The sequence below is a fragment of the Tetragenococcus koreensis genome (assembly GCF_003795145.1).
GTDB classification, from domain to species: Bacteria; Bacillota; Bacilli; order Lactobacillales; family Enterococcaceae; genus Tetragenococcus; species Tetragenococcus koreensis.
The window spans coordinates 1203437-1223202 of the sequence record NZ_CP027786.1 but is presented as its reverse complement, the minus strand read 5'-3'; the positions used below and the strand labels follow the sequence as shown (position 1 = coordinate 1223202).

General features: G+C 34.2%; 23 protein-coding genes, 1 tRNA gene and 1 pseudogene. 17 read left to right on the top strand and 8 right to left on the bottom strand.

From position 1 onward, the window contains the following. Positions 1–185: 185 nt before the first annotated feature. Entirely contained in the window at positions 186–1547 is a 1362-nt protein-coding gene (locus C7K43_RS05840) for an MFS transporter (protein WP_157977732.1), read from the top strand. Positions 1548–1732: 185 nt separating this feature from the next. Here the strand turns inward: C7K43_RS05840 and C7K43_RS05835 are convergent. Continuing rightward, positions 1733–1805: transfer RNA gene (locus C7K43_RS05835), tRNA-Lys, on the bottom strand. Positions 1806–1955: 150 nt separating this feature from the next. On the opposite strand from C7K43_RS05835, the gene C7K43_RS05830 reads away from it, so the two are divergent. The 8 genes and pseudogenes from C7K43_RS05830 (at position 1956) to C7K43_RS05795 (ending at position 7850) form a co-directional block, all read left to right on the top strand. Beyond that, on the top strand, positions 1956–2390 hold the full coding sequence (locus C7K43_RS05830) for a VOC family protein (protein ID WP_124006007.1): 435 nt from the start codon (positions 1956–1958) through the stop codon (positions 2388–2390). A gap of 272 nt (positions 2391–2662) precedes the next feature. After that, positions 2663–2887 carry a glutaredoxin-like protein NrdH gene (nrdH, locus tag C7K43_RS05825; protein ID WP_124006006.1) on the top strand — a complete coding sequence of 75 codons (225 nt, stop codon included), beginning with the start codon at positions 2663–2665 and terminating at the stop codon, positions 2885–2887. A gap of 113 nt (positions 2888–3000) precedes the next feature. Beyond that, on the top strand, positions 3001–5163 hold the full coding sequence (nrdE, locus tag C7K43_RS05820; RefSeq protein ID WP_124006005.1) for a class 1b ribonucleoside-diphosphate reductase subunit alpha: 2163 nt from the start codon (positions 3001–3003) through the stop codon (positions 5161–5163). 26 nt (positions 5164–5189) lie between these two features. Next, positions 5190–6155 (top strand): class 1b ribonucleoside-diphosphate reductase subunit beta, encoded by a 966-nt coding sequence (nrdF, locus tag C7K43_RS05815; RefSeq protein WP_124006004.1) that lies wholly within the window; start codon positions 5190–5192, stop codon positions 6153–6155. A gap of 225 nt (positions 6156–6380) precedes the next feature. After that, a complete protein-coding gene (locus C7K43_RS05810) occupies positions 6381–6812 on the top strand; it encodes a GNAT family N-acetyltransferase (RefSeq protein WP_124006003.1) in 432 nt (143 codons plus the stop codon). A 41-nt stretch (positions 6813–6853) separates the two neighbouring features. Continuing rightward, positions 6854–6982: pseudogene (locus C7K43_RS13320) on the top strand (quinone oxidoreductase); the annotation flags it as partial. Between the two features lie 392 nt (positions 6983–7374). After that, positions 7375–7629, top strand: coding sequence for an AbrB/MazE/SpoVT family DNA-binding domain-containing protein (locus C7K43_RS05800; RefSeq protein WP_124006001.1), 255 nt, complete (start codon positions 7375–7377; stop codon positions 7627–7629). Between the two features lie 14 nt (positions 7630–7643). Continuing rightward, positions 7644–7850 (top strand): hypothetical protein, encoded by a 207-nt coding sequence (locus C7K43_RS05795; protein WP_124006000.1) that lies wholly within the window; start codon positions 7644–7646, stop codon positions 7848–7850. A 9-nt stretch (positions 7851–7859) separates the two neighbouring features. Here C7K43_RS05795 and C7K43_RS05790 read toward each other — a convergent pair whose 3' ends face one another. The 4 genes from C7K43_RS05790 to C7K43_RS05775 form a co-directional block, all read right to left on the bottom strand. Then, the gene (locus tag C7K43_RS05790; RefSeq protein ID WP_124005999.1) at positions 7860–8765 is read right to left on the bottom strand and encodes a sensor histidine kinase; all 906 of its coding nucleotides are present in this window, start codon (positions 8763–8765) and stop codon (positions 7860–7862) included. Positions 8766–8776: 11 nt separating this feature from the next. After that, positions 8777–9526, bottom strand: a complete 750-nt coding sequence (locus C7K43_RS05785) for an ABC transporter permease (RefSeq protein WP_124005998.1) — start codon at positions 9524–9526, stop codon at positions 8777–8779. Then, complete coding sequence (locus tag C7K43_RS05780; protein ID WP_124005997.1) at positions 9523–10437, bottom strand: ATP-binding cassette domain-containing protein; 915 nt, start codon at positions 10435–10437, stop codon at positions 9523–9525. Before C7K43_RS05780 ends, C7K43_RS05785 begins: the two co-directional genes overlap by 4 nt. Positions 10438–10524: 87 nt before the next feature. Beyond that, the gene (locus tag C7K43_RS05775; protein ID WP_222591147.1) at positions 10525–11196 is read right to left on the bottom strand and encodes a response regulator transcription factor; all 672 of its coding nucleotides are present in this window, start codon (positions 11194–11196) and stop codon (positions 10525–10527) included. A gap of 321 nt (positions 11197–11517) precedes the next feature. Between C7K43_RS05775 and C7K43_RS05770 the strand changes: the two genes are divergently transcribed. Together C7K43_RS05770 and C7K43_RS05765 are read left to right on the top strand one after the other, a co-directional pair. Continuing rightward, on the top strand, positions 11518–11949 hold the full coding sequence (locus C7K43_RS05770; protein ID WP_124005995.1) for a YjdF family protein: 432 nt from the start codon (positions 11518–11520) through the stop codon (positions 11947–11949). 194 nt (positions 11950–12143) lie between these two features. Then, positions 12144–12350 (top strand): hypothetical protein, encoded by a 207-nt coding sequence (locus C7K43_RS05765; RefSeq protein ID WP_124005994.1) that lies wholly within the window; start codon positions 12144–12146, stop codon positions 12348–12350. 166 nt (positions 12351–12516) lie between these two features. Here the strand turns inward: C7K43_RS05765 and C7K43_RS05760 are convergent, their stop codons facing one another. Continuing rightward, positions 12517–13467 (bottom strand): 2-hydroxyacid dehydrogenase, encoded by a 951-nt coding sequence (locus C7K43_RS05760; protein ID WP_124005993.1) that lies wholly within the window; start codon positions 13465–13467, stop codon positions 12517–12519. Between the two features lie 159 nt (positions 13468–13626). Between C7K43_RS05760 and C7K43_RS05755 the strand changes: the two genes are divergently transcribed. The 3 genes from C7K43_RS05755 (at position 13627) to C7K43_RS05745 (ending at position 15023) form a co-directional block, all read left to right on the top strand. Then, positions 13627–14076 carry a GNAT family N-acetyltransferase gene (locus C7K43_RS05755; protein ID WP_124005992.1) on the top strand — a complete coding sequence of 150 codons (450 nt, stop codon included), beginning with the start codon at positions 13627–13629 and terminating at the stop codon, positions 14074–14076. A gap of 191 nt (positions 14077–14267) precedes the next feature. Then, complete coding sequence (locus C7K43_RS05750; RefSeq protein WP_157977731.1) at positions 14268–14816, top strand: GNAT family N-acetyltransferase; 549 nt, start codon at positions 14268–14270, stop codon at positions 14814–14816. A gap of 24 nt (positions 14817–14840) precedes the next feature. Continuing rightward, positions 14841–15023 carry a hypothetical protein gene (locus C7K43_RS05745; protein ID WP_124005990.1) on the top strand — a complete coding sequence of 61 codons (183 nt, stop codon included), beginning with the start codon at positions 14841–14843 and terminating at the stop codon, positions 15021–15023. A gap of 58 nt (positions 15024–15081) precedes the next feature. On the opposite strand, the gene C7K43_RS05740 is transcribed toward C7K43_RS05745, so the two are convergent. Together C7K43_RS05740 and C7K43_RS05735 are read right to left on the bottom strand one after the other, a co-directional pair. Continuing rightward, entirely contained in the window at positions 15082–15513 is a 432-nt protein-coding gene (locus C7K43_RS05740) for a pyridoxamine 5'-phosphate oxidase family protein (protein WP_124005989.1), read from the bottom strand. A 433-nt stretch (positions 15514–15946) separates the two neighbouring features. Next, positions 15947–17098 carry an MFS transporter gene (locus tag C7K43_RS05735; RefSeq protein WP_124005988.1) on the bottom strand — a complete coding sequence of 384 codons (1152 nt, stop codon included), beginning with the start codon at positions 17096–17098 and terminating at the stop codon, positions 15947–15949. A 109-nt stretch (positions 17099–17207) separates the two neighbouring features. Between C7K43_RS05735 and C7K43_RS05730 the strand changes: the two genes are divergently transcribed. The 3 genes from C7K43_RS05730 to C7K43_RS05720 all read left to right on the top strand — a co-directional run bounded on the left by C7K43_RS05730 (position 17208) and on the right by C7K43_RS05720 (position 19753). Then, positions 17208–17639: an N-acetyltransferase gene (locus C7K43_RS05730; RefSeq protein ID WP_124005987.1), complete on the top strand. Its 432-nt coding sequence runs from the start codon at positions 17208–17210 to the stop codon at positions 17637–17639. Between the two features lie 143 nt (positions 17640–17782). Next, on the top strand, positions 17783–18613 hold the full coding sequence (locus C7K43_RS05725) for a MetQ/NlpA family ABC transporter substrate-binding protein (protein WP_124005986.1): 831 nt from the start codon (positions 17783–17785) through the stop codon (positions 18611–18613). Between the two features lie 672 nt (positions 18614–19285). Further along, positions 19286–19753 (top strand): YbaK/EbsC family protein, encoded by a 468-nt coding sequence (locus C7K43_RS05720; RefSeq protein ID WP_124005985.1) that lies wholly within the window; start codon positions 19286–19288, stop codon positions 19751–19753. Positions 19754–19766: the final 13 nt, after the last annotated feature.

Here is a 19766-nt window from a genome sequence, read left to right as displayed (position 1 = left end):
TTCTCTCCTAACAGGTTAAATTAAAAAGCGGACATATGTCCTGTTTAATTTATCATAATTAACTATAATTATAAATAGAGGAACAATAAAAAGTGAACACGTAATTAATGATAGCTTTAAAAAAGAATAGGCTAGGGACTTAACGTATTTTTATGTGCTATTCATTAACAAGAAGGGGAATGTTGATGAAAAATAAACGTTTAATTTTTGCCATTTTAGCTCTTGGGATCATCAGCTTTTTGGGAATTGTGATTGAGACAGCATTAAATATTACATTTCCAGTACTAATGCAGCAATTCCAAATTTCTAGCGGAGTCGTTCAATGGTTGACCAGTGGATATATGCTAGTTTCAACTGTGATTATTCCTTTCGGAGCTTTTTTTAGGAAACGTTTTAAAATTATTACGCTTTTTCGTATGGCTACAGGTAGTTTTTTCGCTGGAACAATGTTAGTCATTCTCTCAAACAACTTTTTAACACTACTTTTAGGAAGGCTAATTCAAGGGGTTGCGAATGGATTAGTATTACCATTGATGTTTTCGGTAATTATCAGTCAAGCGCCAAGAAAGCAGCTTGGGACATTTATGGGATTAGGAAGCCTTGTACTCGCATTTGCGCCAGCAGTTGGCCCTATTTATGGAGGTCTCATTTCGCAACATTTTCATTGGAAATTCGTTTTTGCGTTTTTAATTCCAATGATAATCATTGCGTACTTATTAGGTGAGAAATACATTGAACAAGATATTCAAGTTGGAAGGAACCAATTTGATATTAAGGGGGGCATACGATTAGCAGTTGTTTTATTAAGCGGTCTTTTGTTGATTAACAGTATCACTTCGTCTTCTTTTTCGAATCTATTGAGATTAGCGCTCGGTGGGTTAGTCGTCATTTTTGTAATATCCTTCATAAAACATGAAAATCAACAAAGCGAACCATTACTTAATTTGACAATTTTTAAGAAGCGAGGATTTATACAGCTATTACTTTCTTTTTTCTTGTTGCAGCTAATGTCATTGAGTATATCGTATCTTATTCCTAATGTGTTACAGTTGGGGTTTAATCAAAATACGGCGATAGCAGGTTTGTTAGTTACGCCAGCAGCCATTGTAAATGGGCTAGTATCCATTTTCGGTGGAATAATCTATGATAAATTAAAGCAACGAATTCCGATTTTTGGCGGAGCAATATGGATACTCGTTAGCTTTATTCTAATGGTCATAGTTAAACCAAGTCCGCAATTTTTAGCAATCACGTATGGGTCTTTTATGATCGGTTTAGGATTAAGCTATAGTAATATAATGACACTTAGCTTATCAAAATTACCGAGAACAATGGTAGATGATGGAAATTCAATTTATATGACAGCTCAATCTTATGCTGGTTCATTAGGTATTGCCTTAAGTGCTTCAATTATGGGGTTAATGCAAGGTGAATATGTCTCTTTAATGAAAGGAACATTGGCAGGCTACCAGACTAATTTAGTCGTTTTTGTTATTTTATCAATCCTTATTCTAGGCATGTTAATCCAAGGCATGAGAAAAAAATGATATATCTAACCTGAACGCTTCACAGCCCTCTGCGTAAGAATAGAAGAAATTTCTGTGGGGATTCTAGACCATCTAAATCCATGAATAACAAGTTGATAATTATTTAATCACAAAAAAAGAGGAGCAAGAAATGTTTTCAAAATGCTTTCGCACCAACATTCTTCTCCTCGTGGGTTTGGCACCCATGGGCTGTGGGGGGCTCGAACCCTCGACCCGTTGATTAAGAGTCAACTGCTCTGCCAACTGAGCTAACAGCCCGCTTTTTAAGTACCTCATTATATTATCATTGAGCGTAAAAAAATGCAAGAACCTTTGTCATTTTTCAAACACTATTTTTCGCGCGAAAAATTGTTGAAGTTTATCTACTATGTTAAACTTATTAAGAAAAAAACGGAGGGAGTTATTATTATGTATACAGGAGTAGAAATTGACATCGTTGTAAGCGATGCGCTACAAGCTTTTGCAACCTATCAAGAAATTTTTGAGACAGAACTAATTGAAAAAACAGATTTTCCTAAGGGGCAAAATGAAGTCGTATTTACGATTTATGGTACGCGAATTCATCTACTAGATGAAAATCCTGAAGCTGGAATGCAAGCTCCTCAAGAAACTATTGTACCAATTTGGTTAAATGTAATGGTTCCTGATATTAAAGAAACTTTTCAGCGCGCACTTGATCATGGTTGGCAAGAATTAATGCCGCTAACTGATATGTCTGATTTTGGCGTAACAAATGCAGTAGTAGCAGATACTTTTGGTTATCAATGGATGTTACATCAAGTCCATAAAGAAGTTTCTTTTGAAGAACGTAAAGCGATGTTTGAACAGCAAATGGATGAATAAAATTTTTATTAAAGTGAGATAAATTTTCCTATTGAGATGGATTTCACAATCGGATTTTTTTAAACATTTTTTCGTGCTTTTTTTAGTACAAAAGACGTCGCAAACTCCTCATTTATCAGCAAAAAACTTTTAAAAAATTGTGGATAAAACACAACAATTAGTGTTTTTGACATTCACAAACACTAGATATGGTATTTTGTTGTTGACTTTTGTTAACCACTCATTATATGATAGACACAGTTGATTAAACGAAATACCGAGGAGGAATCACCATGAATATTACACTATTCTCTAAAAATAATTGTATGCAATGTAAAATGACAAAACGCTTCCTAGCTGAAAATAATATTAGTTTTGAAGAAGTTAATATCGATAATGAACCCAATGCACTTGATTGGTTAAAAGAACAAGGCTTTCAAAGTGTTCCTGTAATTACATCGGACGCTACAACAGTCGTTGGATTCCGTCCAGATCAATTGCGTCAATTAGCAAGCTGAGCAATTCTTTGATCAAATACAAAAAAAGACTTGGATTTGTCCGTCTCTTTTGACTAGCAAGTCCTTCTTTTTTGTTTTAGTCCCATTATTTTTATAGATAAGGTTGTGTACGCATGAGTTTAAAAACATTAAAAGACGTCAGCTACTTTAAACTTAATAATGAAATTAATCGTCCAGTTAACGGACAAATTCCATTAAATAAGGACCAAGAAGCACTAGACGCTTTCTTCAAAGAAAACGTAGAGCCAAATACCATGAAATTTGATTCTGCTACGGATAAAATAAATTATCTAATTGAAAATGAATTTTTAGATGAAACATTTATCAAAAAATATACGCCGGAATTTCTTGAAAAATTCTATGCCTTTTTAAAGGAACAAGATTTTCATTTTCATTCATTTATGGCTGCTTATAAGTTTTATTCGCAATATGCGTTAAAATCAAACGATGGTAGTCAATATCTAGAAAGCTATGAAGATCGAGTAGCGATTAATGCTTTATATTTCGCTGATGGGGATGAAGAGCTAGCGCTTGATTTGGCGGATGAAATGATTCATCAACGCTATCAACCAGCGACGCCTTCTTTCTTAAACGCAGGTAGAAAGCGCGGCGGTGAGTTGGTTTCTTGCTTTTTAGTACAGCTGACCGATGATATGAACTCTATCGGACGCGGCATTAACTCTGCTTTACAACTTTCTCGTATTGGCGGCGGTGTAGGAATTACATTATCTAACTTACGGGAAGCAGGAGCGCCGATTAAAGGTTATGAAGGTGCTGCTAGTGGTGTGGTACCGGTAATGAAATTGTTTGAAGATAGTTTTAGCTACTCCAATCAATTAGGCCAACGTCAAGGCGCTGGTGTGGTTTATCTGAATGTTTTCCATCCAGATATCATCAGTTTCCTATCAGCTAAAAAAGAAAACGCAGATGAAAAAGTAAGGGTTAAAACTCTTTCTTTAGGGACACTAGTGCCAGATAAATTTTACGAATTAGCCAAAAACAATGAAGACATGTATTTATTTAGTCCTTACAGTGTAGAAAAAGAATATGGCGTTCCTTTCTCTTATGTGGACATTACCGAAGAATATGATCGTATGGTGCATAACCCAAATATTCGCAAGACTAAAATTCGTGCGCGTGAATTAGAAGATGAAATTTCTAAATTGCAACAAGAATCGGGTTATCCTTATGTTATCAATATTGATACGGCTAACCGTGCCAACCCAATTGACGGCAAGATTATTATGAGTAACTTATGCTCAGAAATTATGCAGGTACAAAAACCTTCTGTCATTAATGGTAAACAAGATTATGAAGTGTTGGGTACTGATATCAGTTGTAATTTGGGATCGACCAATATCGGTAACTTAATGGACAGTCCTGACTTTGGGAAGTCGGTACAAGCAATGACACGTGCTTTAACTTTTGTTACGGATACTTCTGACATTGATGTCGTGCCAACGATCCAAAATGGGAATCATTTAAACCATACGATTGGTTTAGGAGCAATGGGGTTGCACAGTTATTTTGCTAAAAATCATATGGAATATGGTTCTCCTGAATCCATTGAATTCACGGATCTTTATTTCATGTTGTTAAATTATTGGACGCTAGTTGAAAGCAATAATATTGCCAAAGAGCGGGGCGTTACGTTCCACAACTTTGAAAAGTCTGACTATGCTGATGGTAGCTATTTTGCTTCTTATATTGACAATGCTCCACAACCCAAATCTGATAAAGTGCAGTCTTTATTTGAAGGTGTCTTTATTCCAAGTGCCCAAGATTGGCAAGCACTTAGTGATGAAGTGCAAAAACACGGCTTGTATCATCAAAACCGTTTAGCAGTTGCACCAACAGGCTCAATTTCTTATATCAATGATACAAGTGCTAGTATCCACCCAATTACGCGTTTGATTGAAGAACGCCAAGAAAAGAAAATTGGTAAAATTTATTATCCAGCTGCTCATTTGGATAATGATACGATTGGTTATTATACATCAGCATACGATACGGATATGCGTAAAGTTATTGATATCTACGCTGCAGCACAAAAGCATGTGGATCAAGGAATGAGTTTAACGCTATTCTTACGTTCAGAAATTCCAGAAGGACTTTATGAATGGAAGACTGATACCAATAAACAAACGACCCGTGATTTGAATATTTTAAGAAATTACGCCTTTCATAAGGGCATCAAATCAATTTATTATGTACGTACGTTTACTGAAGATGAAGAAGAAATCGGCAGCAATCAATGTGAAAGCTGTGTCATCTAAACGTGGCAAACAAGGAGGCGCAAAAAATGGCAAACACTTATTATGAAGCCATTAATTGGAATGAAATCGAAGATATAATCGATAAATCAACATGGGAAAAATTAACCGAACAATTTTGGCTGGATACGCGGATTCCTCTGTCTAACGATCTAGATGACTGGCGCAGCTTAAGTGAACAAGAAAAACAACTGGTTGGTTATGTATTCGGTGGCTTGACTCTTTTAGATACCGTGCAATCAGAAAGTGGGATGGAGCGTCTTAGAGAAGACGCTCGGACTCCTCATGAAGAAGCGGTCTTAAACAACATTCAATTTATGGAGTCTGTCCATGCTAAAAGTTATTCTTCTATTTTCAGTACTTTAAATACGAAAACTGAAATCAATGATATCTTTGAATGGACAAATACCAATGTCTATTTACAAAGAAAAGCAGAACGTATTAATGAAATTTATAAAAACGGCACACCTTTACAAAAAAAGATTGCGAGTGTCTTTTTAGAAACGTTCCTTTTCTATTCCGGATTTTACACACCGTTGTATTATCTAGGAAATAACAAATTAGCAAATGTCGCTGAAATTATTAAGTTAATCATCCGCGATGAATCCGTTCATGGAACGTATATTGGCTATAAATTCCAACTAGGCTTCAATGAATTATCTGAAGAAGAACAAGAAGAGTTGAAAAATTGGATGTATGATCTTCTTTATGAATTATATGAAAATGAAGAATGTTATACAGAACAACTTTATGACGACATTGGTTGGACAGAAGAAGTCAAAACTTTCTTACGGTACAACGCCAACAAAGCATTAATGAATATGGGGCAAGACCCGCTATTCCCTGATGGCGCCAATGATGTTAACCCAATCGTTATGAATGGGATCTCGACAGGTACCAGCAACCATGATTTCTTCTCACAAGTTGGGAATGGTTATCTTTTAGGGAACGTTGAAGCGATGAGCGATGACGATTATTTAATTGGATTAGAATAACCATGTAAGAGGCTTCCATATATTGGGGGTCTCTTTTTTTATTGATATGAGAGTAAACGAAAGTTTTAAAGATGTGCGTCTTGAAAGCTAGATGTTAAAATAAAAAAGAGTTGTTTTTATAACTTTACTGTAAGGATAGGTCAAAACTGTTTAATAGCAATGTCCGATAATAGCTAAAAGAAGCATCTTGCCTACGTACTATAAAATTGCCTTTAAGGAGAAAATATGTTAACCAATAAAACTGCCACCAAACAAGATGAGCAACAAATCATTGAATTATGGGATAGAAGCGTTACCGCGACTCATGATTTTTTAAAGCAAGAAGATAAAAATCAAATTCGGGAAGAAATTCCAAGTTATTTTCCTTTTTTAGATATTCACCTTTGGTATGATGGGGGTAACTTGCTAGCTTTTAGCGGGCAAAACGAAAATCATTTGGAGATGCTTTTTATCGATCCCCAATTTACAGCTAAAGGTTATGGAACAGCTATTTTGCAAGAATTAATCACAAGATATGGCATTACTAGTGTTGATGTAAATGAACAAAATACTGTGGCTGAGAAATTTTATTTAAAAAATGGTTTCCACATTTCTGCTCGTTCTCAGACAGATGATCAAAACAGACCGTATCCTATATTACACTTATCGAATATTTAAGCAATATCTGGCCCAGTCTATCAAATTTGGAGGAATAGTTTATGAAAGCGATCGTCGTGTACGAAGCAGGTGGCACTGAACAATTAATTTATACAGAAGTAAAGACGCCTAGAATCAAGGAAGGTTGGTCCTTAGTCAAAGTTGTAGGATTTGCCATTAACCATAAAGAAAGTCCAGGAGAATACGAAAGCTATGCTGATATTGGATTGGATGAATGGATAGACATGAAAATTGAAGTAGAAGGTCGCAGTGCAAAGCTTTATTTAAACCATGCTAAACAACCTGTACTGATAGTAAATGATTTAAAGCATGGGGAACATAATAAGGGTGCTTTAGGACTTTGGGTCGATGTTGGCACAGAAGGGTTCTTTAAAGATTTACAAATCACTGTGTATTAAAAGTTAGCAAAGTTGCCCATCTCTTTTGTAGAAGTATTTAACAAAAAATGATACATTCATCTTAATGTATTTTATTCTGATAAGTATATACTGTACATAATAAACTTGTGAGGCGTTGTAAGAGCTCTTTATAATTGTTCTTTTTTGCAAAGGAGGAATTGAAAATGCCGATGACTAATAATAGCAAGCCAACTAAGGCGTCTTATAAAGTTCGTAGACCAGGTAGTAGCAATATTATAACGCTTCCGTTAAATGTTCAGGAGTCATTAAATATAGAACCCGGCGATGCTGTTAGATATATCATAAAAGATAATCGGGTGGAAATAATCAAGGATGTTCCAACAGTTGATGCCGAAGATGCGACTTCAGAAACGATAGAACAATATAGTGAACTGTTGACTAAGCTAGTTGATCATTAGATCGGAGACAGGTCATGCTTTATTTAGATGAAAGAAATATCATTCGCATTAATGCTTATGTAATTTCGAAATTTGCAGCAAGTGAAACGATAAGCGTAAAAGATGCCAAGGCTTTGGATATGTGTATTAAACAGCCTCACCAAGAAGTTTTTGGTAAAGAGTTTTTAAAGTGTAGAAAGTACTTCATCATTGTGATGAAGTACTTTTTTTCGACAGTATGATGTTTTTAGTCATTTTAGAAAATAAAGTGATAGCTTAAATTCATTATTGTTAATTGCTGCTTTTACTTTTCCATTCTGTTTTTCAACTAACTTTTTTACAATATATAAACCTAATCCAGTTTGACCTTTAGAACGGCTTGGCTCCATACTAAAGGAGCGTTTAAAAATAGTGTTTAATTGCGTTTCATCAAATTCATGAACGTCGTTAGTGAAAGTCAATATAACAAACTGATCATCTTCAGAAAAAGCAATACGAAAATAACTTTTTGCATAACGAATTGCGTTTTGAATTAAGTTTGTAAGGATACGTGTTGTTGCTTTTAAATCGGCTGTAATCTCCGAAAGGTTTACCTCATCCACTGAGACTTGTAACGATGCTTCGTTAAATTCCTCAAAAAAGCTCATCATTAATTCAATCACTAATTGGTTTAAATCTATTTTCTCTTTTTGAATCGGGTAGTCGTTTGATTCTACTTGAGAAATCACATAGAATGAATCCGTTAATTTCGTTAATAACACTACTTTTCTATAGATAATATCTAAGTACTCTTTTTCTTCATGCGACGAAAAGTTTTCCGACTGTAACAATTCAGTAAAACCTTTGATAGAAGTTAATGGTGTGCGTAAATCGTGAGAAATATTGGTTATTTCTTTGCGAAGTTCTTGTTCTTTTTTTGCATAATGTTGTTGCTCTTTTTTATAGCGTAGTAATAACCGATTCATTGCAGAAACAAAAGCCACCAGATTCTTGGATTGAACTTGTGTTTTTAGTAATTCGTTTGTACCAAAATTGGTATGAATATTTTCAATTTGTTTTGTTAATGCACGTACTGTTTGTTTTTGTAAGTAACGATTTATTTCGCTAATAATCAATAAAACAAAAACAACCACGAATAAAATGACCCAGATATTCACGTGTTTTTCTCCTAATCAATACTTTTTTTGTTAAACTTCATTACGCCAATTATTAACGAGATCGAACTAATGATACCACCTACGATCCATGCGGAAAAATCAAATTCTATACGTAAATCCATGAATCGATACAAATTATCTGTTAATAGTGTACTAGGGACATATTTACTGAATACACGGATGATCTCACTATAATTACTAAGTCCTTGCAAAATGCTTTCTGGAAAACTATAAACAAGTAATAAGATACCAAATACGATAACTTCGTTTGAGTATGTCAGCATTAACACATGTGCTAGGATAAAGCCGCTTAGGATAATGGGAGCGATATTTATTAGAGCAGCAAAATAAGCAGTTAATACACCAGATTCATAGGGAAATATCGAGCTGCCTAGTAAGATGGTCAATGCAATGCCAACTAAGCATAAAAGAATAAAATAGCTCAGTGTTACAAACAATTTTGCCCAAAATACTTTTTGACGAGAAAGTCCAAATGCAATAGATTGTTTTAAAACCAAGCGATCTTTTCCTGTTAAAATTAAATTGACTAATACAGAAATAAATAAAATTAAACTGGATAAACCAAAAATATTCGAATAGAAAAAATGCGCATTTCCGTATGGGAAAGTACTATCGGTCATATCGAAATATTTCAGGACAAATGCTGCAGCAGTTATTAGAATTAGACACAGTCCACTAATTGTATATATACTACTTTTTCTTAGAAAACGGTAGTTCTCACTTTTCAGATAGGCAATCATTGGTTTGTTTCCTCCTCTAAGGTCAAAAAATAATCTTCTAGCGCTAATGATTCAACACGAAATTCGTCAACTAAAATCTCATTTTTAACCAATAAACGATTGATTTTTTGACTTTTATCGACATAATTTTGCAAAGCTAAGTAATTATCTGGTAGAACTTTATAATCAATATCTGGGTAGGTACGTTCCAATATTTGTACAGCTTTTGAAAGGTTGGCTGTATGGATTTTTAATTGCTTTTTGCTTTTTTCATGGAGCGTTTCACTGCTAATATCTTCGATGATCGTTCCCTGCTTGATAAATAAAAAACGTGTGGCTAGTAAAGATAATTCTGATAAAATATGACTCGATATTAGAATCGTAATTTGTTGTTCTCGGTTTAATCTGAACAATAACTCTCTAATTTCTTTAATTCCTTCTGCGTCTAGTCCATTAATTGGTTCATCTAAGATTAAGCAATCTGGGTTTCCTAATAAACAAAGTGCCAACCCTAAACGCTGTTTCATACCTAATGAATATTGTTCGAACTTTTTCTTTTTTTCTTGTGCTAATCCGACAATTTCTAAGACCCTTTGGATTTGTTTTTTCTCAGCAATTCCCCGTTGAATGCGGAAGTATTCTAAATTTTGTCTGGCTGTGAAATCAGAAAAAAACGTAGGTGTTTCAACGATAAAACCTATTCGCTTTCGTGAAAGTCCACAGTCTTTCCCAGATTGACCAAACAGTGCGATATCACCAGAACTTGGCAAAATTTGTCCAGACAGCATTTTGAAAAAAGTCGATTTTCCTGCGCCGTTTTTTCCAATCAATGCGCAAATCTCACCTTGTTGTAAAGTGAAATCAAGTGGATGTATGGCTGTTTCGTGACGAAATGATTTGGTTAGTTGATTTGTTTGAATAATTGTTTTCATTTCAGGCTCCCTTTGTTTTGATATATTTAGCCTAGCTGATTTCTACTTAATAAACTTTAAGCAAAACATAAAGAAATCGTAAAGATATCAAATTAACATAAAACCAATGCCCCAAACAGTTTTTATATATTCGTCCTTTGTGACTTTAGCAAACTTTTTTCGTAAGTTAGAAATATGCACACTAATGGTGTTGTCATCACCAATGTAGGTGCCTTTCCAAATAGCTTCGTAAATTCTTCTTTTTGAAAAAGCTTGTTCTGGATGCTGCATAAGCAAACTCAAAATATCAAATTCAGCGTTGGTTAGCGATAACTCTCGTTTGAACAATGACGCTGTTAATCCTATTTTGTCTAAAGTTAACCCACGCCACTCTAGCTGTGTAGTCTTTATTTCAGTTTTTTTCCGTAATTGAACTTCGATTCTTGCTGCAACTTCTTCTTGGTTAAAAGGTTTTGTTACGTAATCATCTGCTCCCATTTTCAATGATGTCACTTTATCTTCGATTTGATTTTTTGCTGACAGAACAAGCACTGGAATATCGGTTTTTTTACGAATCTCTTTTAATACTTCTTCGCCAGTTAGTCCAGGTAACATCAAATCTAACAAAATTAAATCAAATGTTTGTTTCTCTAATTGAAACATAGCTTCTGTACCTGAATAAGCAGGGATAGCGTGTAAATTCATTCGAGTAATAATCATTTGTAAAAGTCGGCTGATTTCCGTATCATCTTCTACAATTAAAATTTTTTCTTGCCTCACTATATCAACTCCTAATTAAATGTTGGTATATTATTTTGGATATACTTTTTACCGTTTTTTACTTTCCACAATAATTTTAGCTCTTTCACTAATGGTTTGCCACTTAAATTTAGCATTTGCTTACCAAAAATACCTGAAATAGAGTCAGTCTCTTCAATACAAAATACGATATTCCACTTGAAAAAGGGGATAAGTGTTTTATTATATAAATAAGGAATAAAAACACATTATGGTTGGTAGTCCATAAGCATTACTTTATGTCAGTAACCTGCCCCCTCGGGTTGTCCATTTCCTTTTAGTATAAAAGAGGAGGGGATTGTTATGAAATTAACAATTTATTTTGATGGTAGTTTTTGGTGTGGACTGGTTGAATATGAAAGCATTCAAGGTGATTATAGGGCTAGCAAGTATGTCTTTGGCCCAGAGCCAAAAGATAAAGAAGTAGAGGATTTTATTTATTTTAAACTGCAAAAGCTAATTACTAGAAATGATGAAAAGTTGAATAATCATTCTGTATCTATTAAAGCAGATGCAGTAGATAAAAAAATAAACCCTAAGAAAATGCAACGGAAAATAAATAAAGAAAAAAGAAGGTCAGTAGTATCAACTAAAGCACAATTAGCAATGACTGAGTCTAGAGAACAAATGAAAAAAGCAAGAAAGAAACGTTCTAGGATAAAAAAGGAACGATTAAAAAAGAAAAAATATGAATTGAAACAAAAGAAAAAAATGGAGAAGAAAAAAGGGCACTAGTTCAATTCGTTTTCCTTTATTTCATTCGTTTACTTGTTGCCTGCCGTAATGCATTTAGTGCCATTTTAGTGACGCTACTAAGTTATAAATACAAAACTTACTTGTCGTGTTCATCAAAAAAGACACTTATCTGTGAGTTGAATTTTTGTTACGATGAAAGTGTGGACCGTATAAGTTGAGGTAGGTGTTTCAGAATGAAGTATTTTAAGTCGGAGAAAGAAGCCTGGCTTTATGCAGGTGCGTCAGGTCTACTATCATTTTTACTTATTTTAATGTATGTATTTTCAGATTTGAGCTTTACTGTTTTTATGTTAGTAACGATTGTCGCTATCGCTTTATTATATTTTCGGCCCATTTGTTATCAAATTAAAATGATAAAAGAAAAGAAACGGCACAGATGATGCCAATTAGGAAATTAATATTCTAAATTGTTTTTCTGCTATTCATTTAAACGAGCAAATAAAACAGCAAAAAAATCCTCTTGCTTTTGTAGAATTAATAAACGCTACAAAAACAAGAGGTTTTTGTGTTATAAATTATTTTCAGACAAATAACTTATCATGGTATTTAATCGACTCGATTAATAGGTTCTCCTTTAGCGAAAGCACTGATATTGTTTTGGATCAATGTTAATAAACGTTTTCTAGTTTCGAGACCGCGCCAACCCATGTGTGGTGTGACAATAACATCGTCCATATCATATAGCGGGCTATCATCAGGTAAAGGTTCTTTTTCTTGCACATCTAAACCAGCACCGGCGATGACATTATTTTGGATGGCGTCAATCAATGCTTTTTCATCAACTAGACCTCCACGTGCTGTATTGATTAAATAAGCTGTCGGCTTCATCATAGCTAAGGTATCTTTATTAACTGTGTGCTTGGTTGAATCATTTAAAGGGCAGTTAAGGGAAATAAAATCACTTTGCTTAAAGACTTCTTCTTTTGTAGTAAAATGAATGCCGTTTTTATCGTCTCGTGGCGTTCTAGTAGAGACTATAATTTTCATTCCAATTGCTTGAGCGATTTTGATAATTTCTTTACCTACATTACCATATCCAATCACGCCTAAAGTCTTATCGTTTACTTCCACATGGTCTACCATTAAGTGTTTTTGGAAGTTATCATGGTTTCCAGCTGCTAGCATCCGAATTTGTTTTTGCATAGAGCTTGCTAGATTTAAAATGAACATAATCGCAGTTTGGGCCACTCTTTGTGTGCTGTATGCTGGAATGTTGCATAAAACAATGCCTTTTTCATGAATAGCATCCATGTCGATGTTGTTGTATCCCGTCCCAGCTTCACAAATCATTTTTACACTATCGGGAAATTTTCGGATAATGTCACCAGACACGGGCATCTCTTTTGTTACGACGATGTTAAATCCTTCGACACGTTCCAAGATTTTATCTTCGGGTGTTTCATCATAAACGACAACTTCAGATGCAATTTTTGAATAGTCGATGTTGCCGTCGTAGTTTACCACGCTGCCATTTAATACTACAGTTTTGTCATTCATCATTTTACCTCCATTATATTAGGGTTTATTTCTTATATTTCCATTTTATTAGTTTCAATGGTTAATTACAAACAAAGCCCTGGTGAGTAAGAACAGTTTGACTTGCTTTTCTAAGCTGACTTATAATGTTCTTTGAATAAAAATAGGAAGGGATCAAAATTGATAATTAAAGAAATACAATATGGTACACAAGAATACCAACAAACACTTGACCTACGAGATAAAGTGATGCGACTTCCTTTAGGCTTAAGTATTTACGATGAAGATCTTTATAAAGAAAAAGATACTTATTTACTTGGTGCTTTTGATGATGAGCAATTATTAGGGGTTGGAGTTGTGACCCAAACAGAAAATATAGATACTCTTAAAGTAGATTACCTGTGTGTTGATACAGTTATCCAAAACAAACATATCGGGACAAAATTATTGCAGGCTATAGAGGAATATGCCTTATTGATTGGAAAAAATTCTATTGTATTAGAGGCTAGAATAACAGCAGAACCATTCTATAGAAGATTGAGTTATAGTTCTTCAGGTGAAAAGTTTACCAAAGCGCATGTTCCAATTGAACATATACTAATGAATAAACAATTAATAAAACAGTCTTAAGGGCTGCTTTTTTGTGATAATTAAAAGACTAAACGTTAAATAACTTCTCTCTTTAAAAAATTAATTATTAATAAAACAAAGAGATTGACTTTTCTATGTGAAGTTTTTTATGATTTAATATAGTGGCATTACAGAAATTTTCAAGAAATAACGTCACTCAAGAATAATGAATGAAAGTAATGGAGGCAATTATGTTAACTATTCAAGAACTCAATAGTGATTCAATCTCATTTAAGGATGCAAAAAGAATATATTTAAACTCTTTCCCGCAAAAGGAACAGCTACCCGCTGAAATATTAATTAATAATATCGCATTAGGTAAAGCGAAATTTTCAGGAATTTTTTCCGAATCGCAATTAGTAGGCATTGTTTATTATACAACGTACGAAAACCTTGCGTATATCTTTTATTTTGCTATTGATTCTACGATTCAATCTAAGGGCTATGGTAGAGAGGCTATGAAGACGATTCGGAAGCATTTTGCAAATTATAAAATAATTTTGTTAGTGGAAGAAGTACGTGAAGACGCAGAAAATAATGAGCAAAGAAAAAGTAGAAAGAGATTCTATTTGCGAAACGGTTTTGTCGGTAGTGGAAAAATCATGACAGAAGGCGGCGTGAGATATGAAATGTTACATTCAAAAAATGCTGATGTTTCTGTAAAGGAATATAAGAAAGTTACCGACTACTTTTTTGAAGATAATGATAATAATTATAGAGAAAACGAACCTGCTGTTTAAGCAAATTGCGATTGGAGGAATGAAATGATCGTCGTAAAACAAGGAGCAGCAACACTTATCACAGCGATATGCAGCATGGGGATTATTACTGTAGAAGCTGTAGGAATTGTCCTTTGGGGAAGTTTTAGTACGGTAGTTTTATGCATAACGGGAGTAGTAGCAATCGCAATTCTAATTCGAAAAATTGGAAAAGTCAGGTATTTGTAAATTAGGAATGTAAAAAGGCAACTCAACCTTCTCATTCCGGGTTGAATTGCCTTTTATATTAGTTTTGTTTAATTTCAAATGTGTATTTATGCCCTTGTGTCAAACTATGATAGAAGCCTTCTCCTTCATAGAGTTGGAAAACTTGCACACTTTGACGATCCGCTTCATCAGGATAGACTTGATCAATATAAGGATTATCTGCCAACACTTCTTGCAGTTTATCTTTACCTAATCTTCGAACTTTCCCTTCAATTCGTATGACTTGAATTAAATAGTCTTCTTCTAAAAAACCGGTAATAGCAATCTTAGGATTACTTTGCAATTGTTTGTAAAAATTTGTTTTGGGACTGGTCATGAAAAAGACGCCATCTTCATTGGCTACGCCGATATTAATATGACGAGCGTGAGGTTGGTTATTCTCATCGGCAGTCGAAATGACAGCGACTTTCATATCTTTTTCTAATATTTTCATGATATCTTGTATTTTCATTTATCTCTCTCCTTGTAAAATATATTTCTCTCGAACCATTATTTACACCAAAGAAGTAACAAAGCTTATCTTGTGATGTACTTCATAATCTTTATTATAGTATAACAGATTTATATCGATAATTTGAGAGAGAAAACGAAGGATATTCATTTTTTAATACTATTTTTACGCTCATGAGTTTTCAGTGGTTTTCACAGCTTATTTAATGGACATATAAATATCGACATTGTCTACTTTTTCTTCTTCTTGAACAAGGGTTCATCTTTGGTTGTAAAATAATCTTTATTTAATTCTTCGTCAACGTTTCCCCCCAATAAACTGGCAAACTATGCACCGAAACCTAAAATTCCCATTACGATTGAAAAGGGAACATAAAAACTTTTTCTTTGATACCATTTCATTGTATGATTCCTCCTTTTCTAAGAATAGTATTTTATTTATTGGTGATACGAGGAAACAAAAAGACTCCTGCTGAAATTATAAAAAATACTAGAGCAAAAAACACAAAAGGCACAGCTAAGCTGGTACTTAGTTTCCCAATTAAATTTAAAAGAAGAGGGGCTACCGTGGCGCCTAAATTGCAACCGATTAATACCATAGCGTTAGCAGTATTCAAAGAAGTTAGGGGGACTTTTTCAGGTAAATTGGTAAAAATACTCGAAACAGAACTTGTGATGGCAAATCCGCAAAGAAAAACACCTACAGCTATGAGGTAAATGGTTGAGCTTAATGGGATAAAAAGTAACCCAATGGCGCCCATAAACATCATTGCAGGTAAGAAGTGCTTTTTTAGTGTAGTAAAAAGGGGGCCGAATAAAGCGCCTCCCATGAAACCAGCAAACATAAATAAACTTAATATCCGATTGGCAGTTAAAGCAGAACCTAAATTATTTTCGACAATGTAGCTGGGTATGCGTAGAGAGTTGGCTGTATTTGTTGCTATGAGTAAGCCGCCAAAAAGAGCGCTGATAAATACAGAGAGTAACTGGCGTAAGGGGATGGCTTCTCTTTTTATGATTGTTTGTTCTATCGTTTTTTCATTAGGGACAAAGAAGAGGTATATGATTAAAATGAGGAACGAGATACTATAAATTAAAAAAGCAGGTTGCCAACCTAAAATTAATAGTTGTCCAGCAATCAGCGTTAAAATGGTTTGGCCTAAAGTTTCCACTGACGTACGATAACCTAATAAATGCGCACGTCTTCTTCCACTAAAACGTTCACTGATAATACTTACTGCACGAGTGTTAATCAAACCAAAACCGATTCCAGTTATGATTCTAGAAATAAAGATCATAGAGTAATCGGCAGTAAAGGCAGGCATAATTCCAGCAAAACCAGCAGTTAATAAACCTAAAATAATGGTAGTTCGTTCACTCAATATTTTAGCTACTAATGGGCTTAATGCAATCATGACAATCATTGATATAGAAGGAATGGAGACCAAAAATTCAACAGATGAACGTGAATAAGAACTAAAAACATTTAATAAAGTTGGCACGACTCCTGAAACAGAATAGGTAGATGTAAGAATGAAAGAAAGTGATAAAATAGCAATGATTTCAATTGTGTTTCCTTTTTTCATAATTCGTATTGCCTCCGCGGGGGAATTTTATTTAATATTATAACTATACCAATTTTAAAATACCATATCTAGGGCATTTATCCTAGAAAAAAGAAGGAGAAGTAAAAAAATGATTCGAAAATTACAAAAAGAGGATCTCACAGCAGTGCTTTCTATATGGCTGAAAGAAAATATCCAAGCGCATGATTTTATCAGTGACACTTATTGGAATAGTCAGTCCGATAGCGTAAAAGAGCAGTTGCCACAATCAGAAGTCTATGTCTATATAGACAACAACGATAAAATCGTAGGATTTATTGGGTTGATAGACTATTATATTGCTGGTTTTTTTATTGATAGTACAAAGCAATCAAGAGGAATTGGCAAGCAGCTACTTGATTATTGCAAGGCAAGAAAGGCAAAGTTAACTTTGGAAGCTTACCAGAAAAATCAACGAGCGATCCGTTTTTATCAGAGAGAGGGTTTTGTTACCAAAGATGAAACGATCGATGAAGATACAGGAGAAAAGGAATTTGTTATGGTTTGGGAAAATTCTGATTAGCTATTTCAGTTGTACAAAAATTAAGAGCATAATATATCATTTTTTTGTGTATTCCATCAATATAAACCATATACTTTTTGTTTATACAATCCTACACTGAACCTATTCTAAACATCAGAAGCTTTTTTAGAGGAGGAAGAAAAATGCGCAAAACAAAGATAATTGGTAGTATTGTTGGATTATTAAGTGTTACTTTACTTTTTATAGCAGGATGTGGCATTGGAGACACAGAAGATGACGCAAATGAGATTCATATAGGCATGGCTCCTAGTCCGTATAGTGATTTATTTAGCGAAGGAATTGAGCCTATTTTAGAAGATGAAGGTTATACGGTTACAGAAACGGATTTTGATGATTTACTGCAAGCAGATATCGCCTTAAGCGAAGGTGAAATAGATTTAAATGTTGACCAACATGAAGCCTATTTAGAAGACTTTAATGAAAACAATGACGCAAATTTAGCCAAATTAATAACCATTCCTTCTGCTCCTACGGGAATTTACGGTGGGGAAAAAGACTCACTAGATGACGTAGAAGAAAATGACACTGTCGCGATTCCAGATGATGCTTCCAATACTGCCCGTGGATTACTTTTATTAGAACAAGCAGGGTGGGTCACTTTAGAGGATGACGTGAACCCTATTGAAGCGACATCAAGTGACATCGTTGACAATCCTTATAACTTAGAGATTGTGGAAATGGATACTTATCAAATACCAAGAACTTTAGAAGATATTGACTATGGTGTCATTTCTGGAGCCATTGTTTATAGTGCTGGTATGGACACTTCCTCAAGTCTTTTAAATGAAGAGATTGTAGACGAATTTGAAATTATAGCAACTGTTGACGAAGAAGATGTAGACTCAGAGTGGGCCCAAGCTGTAGTTGACGCTTATCAATCAGATGAATTTGCTGAGTTTTTAGATGAACAAAACGAAGATGACTACTGGAATATACCTGAAGATTTAGAATAAGGGAGAGTAACTAGCGACAACTTATCTCATTAGTTGAAGAAAACCATGGGATAAAAAGGAAACAATCACATAAGAATGGCAAACTGGTAGTATAACTTACAAATAGTCTCACTAGTTTGCCAAAGTTATGTTCTTGATTTAAGAAAAAGGGATGAAAAAAGAGCTTTTGGCTAAATTTAGCACATAAGAAAGTAAAAGTGATGGTATAAAAAAACAGTTATCCCATAGGAATAGCAAATTAGTGAGATAAACTCTGTTTTACCTCACTCGTTTACGAAAGCCATGGTATAACTCCAGCAAATACGACCTTTGCCAAAATTTGTTTCTTTGGAATGCTAAAGGCAGCCAGCATTTCACACATTTTTTCTACAACGTAAGCGACCTTTCTTTATGATCGGTTCCATAAGAAATTGTCTTTGTTTTTAATATTTTAATGAAAAGAGCGCCCATTTCTTTTTCCGCTATGAAACCTCAGTAGATCTTATACTTACTTAGCAACGATTCGCTATATTTGATTTCATTGCACGTATTTCTTATGATATTTATAGTGTGTTCGTTAATTTTATGAAATTTAAAGTAGAAGAAAGATAGGGGCTTAGAAAAGTATCACGCTGTCTTTCTTTGTTTTTTAATGACAGAACATGTATAAATTATTGGAAAAGAGGAAAGGTAATGTCCAAAAATGAAGTAGAATTTTTTCTAGAAGAAAAAAACATCCCTTATGAATCATATGAATTTTCCTCAGAAAAGATTGATAAAAATGAAACGCCAATTTTTAAAACGTTGGTACTTAAAGGGAATAAAACAGGTCCGACAATTGCACTTGTTCCTTTAGACTCCCGTTTGGATTATAAAAAAGCTGCTGCTGTGTCAAAAAACAGAAAGATCGGTTTGCCACCGATGGATTATGTACTGGAAACAACCGGTTACCCACACGGCGCAAATACTCCGATTGGGATTTTTTTACATCATCCTGAATACCCGATAATGTTTGACCAAGAGATAAAAAATTACCAAAGAATTGTTGTTTCAGCAGGAGAACTGGATAAAAGTGTGGTCATTTCGGTTAATGATTTGATTGAACTCATTCATCCGACTATCGCTGATTTGCTGGTTAGTAAAAGTAATGAGAATAGTTAGATACAAATGGAAC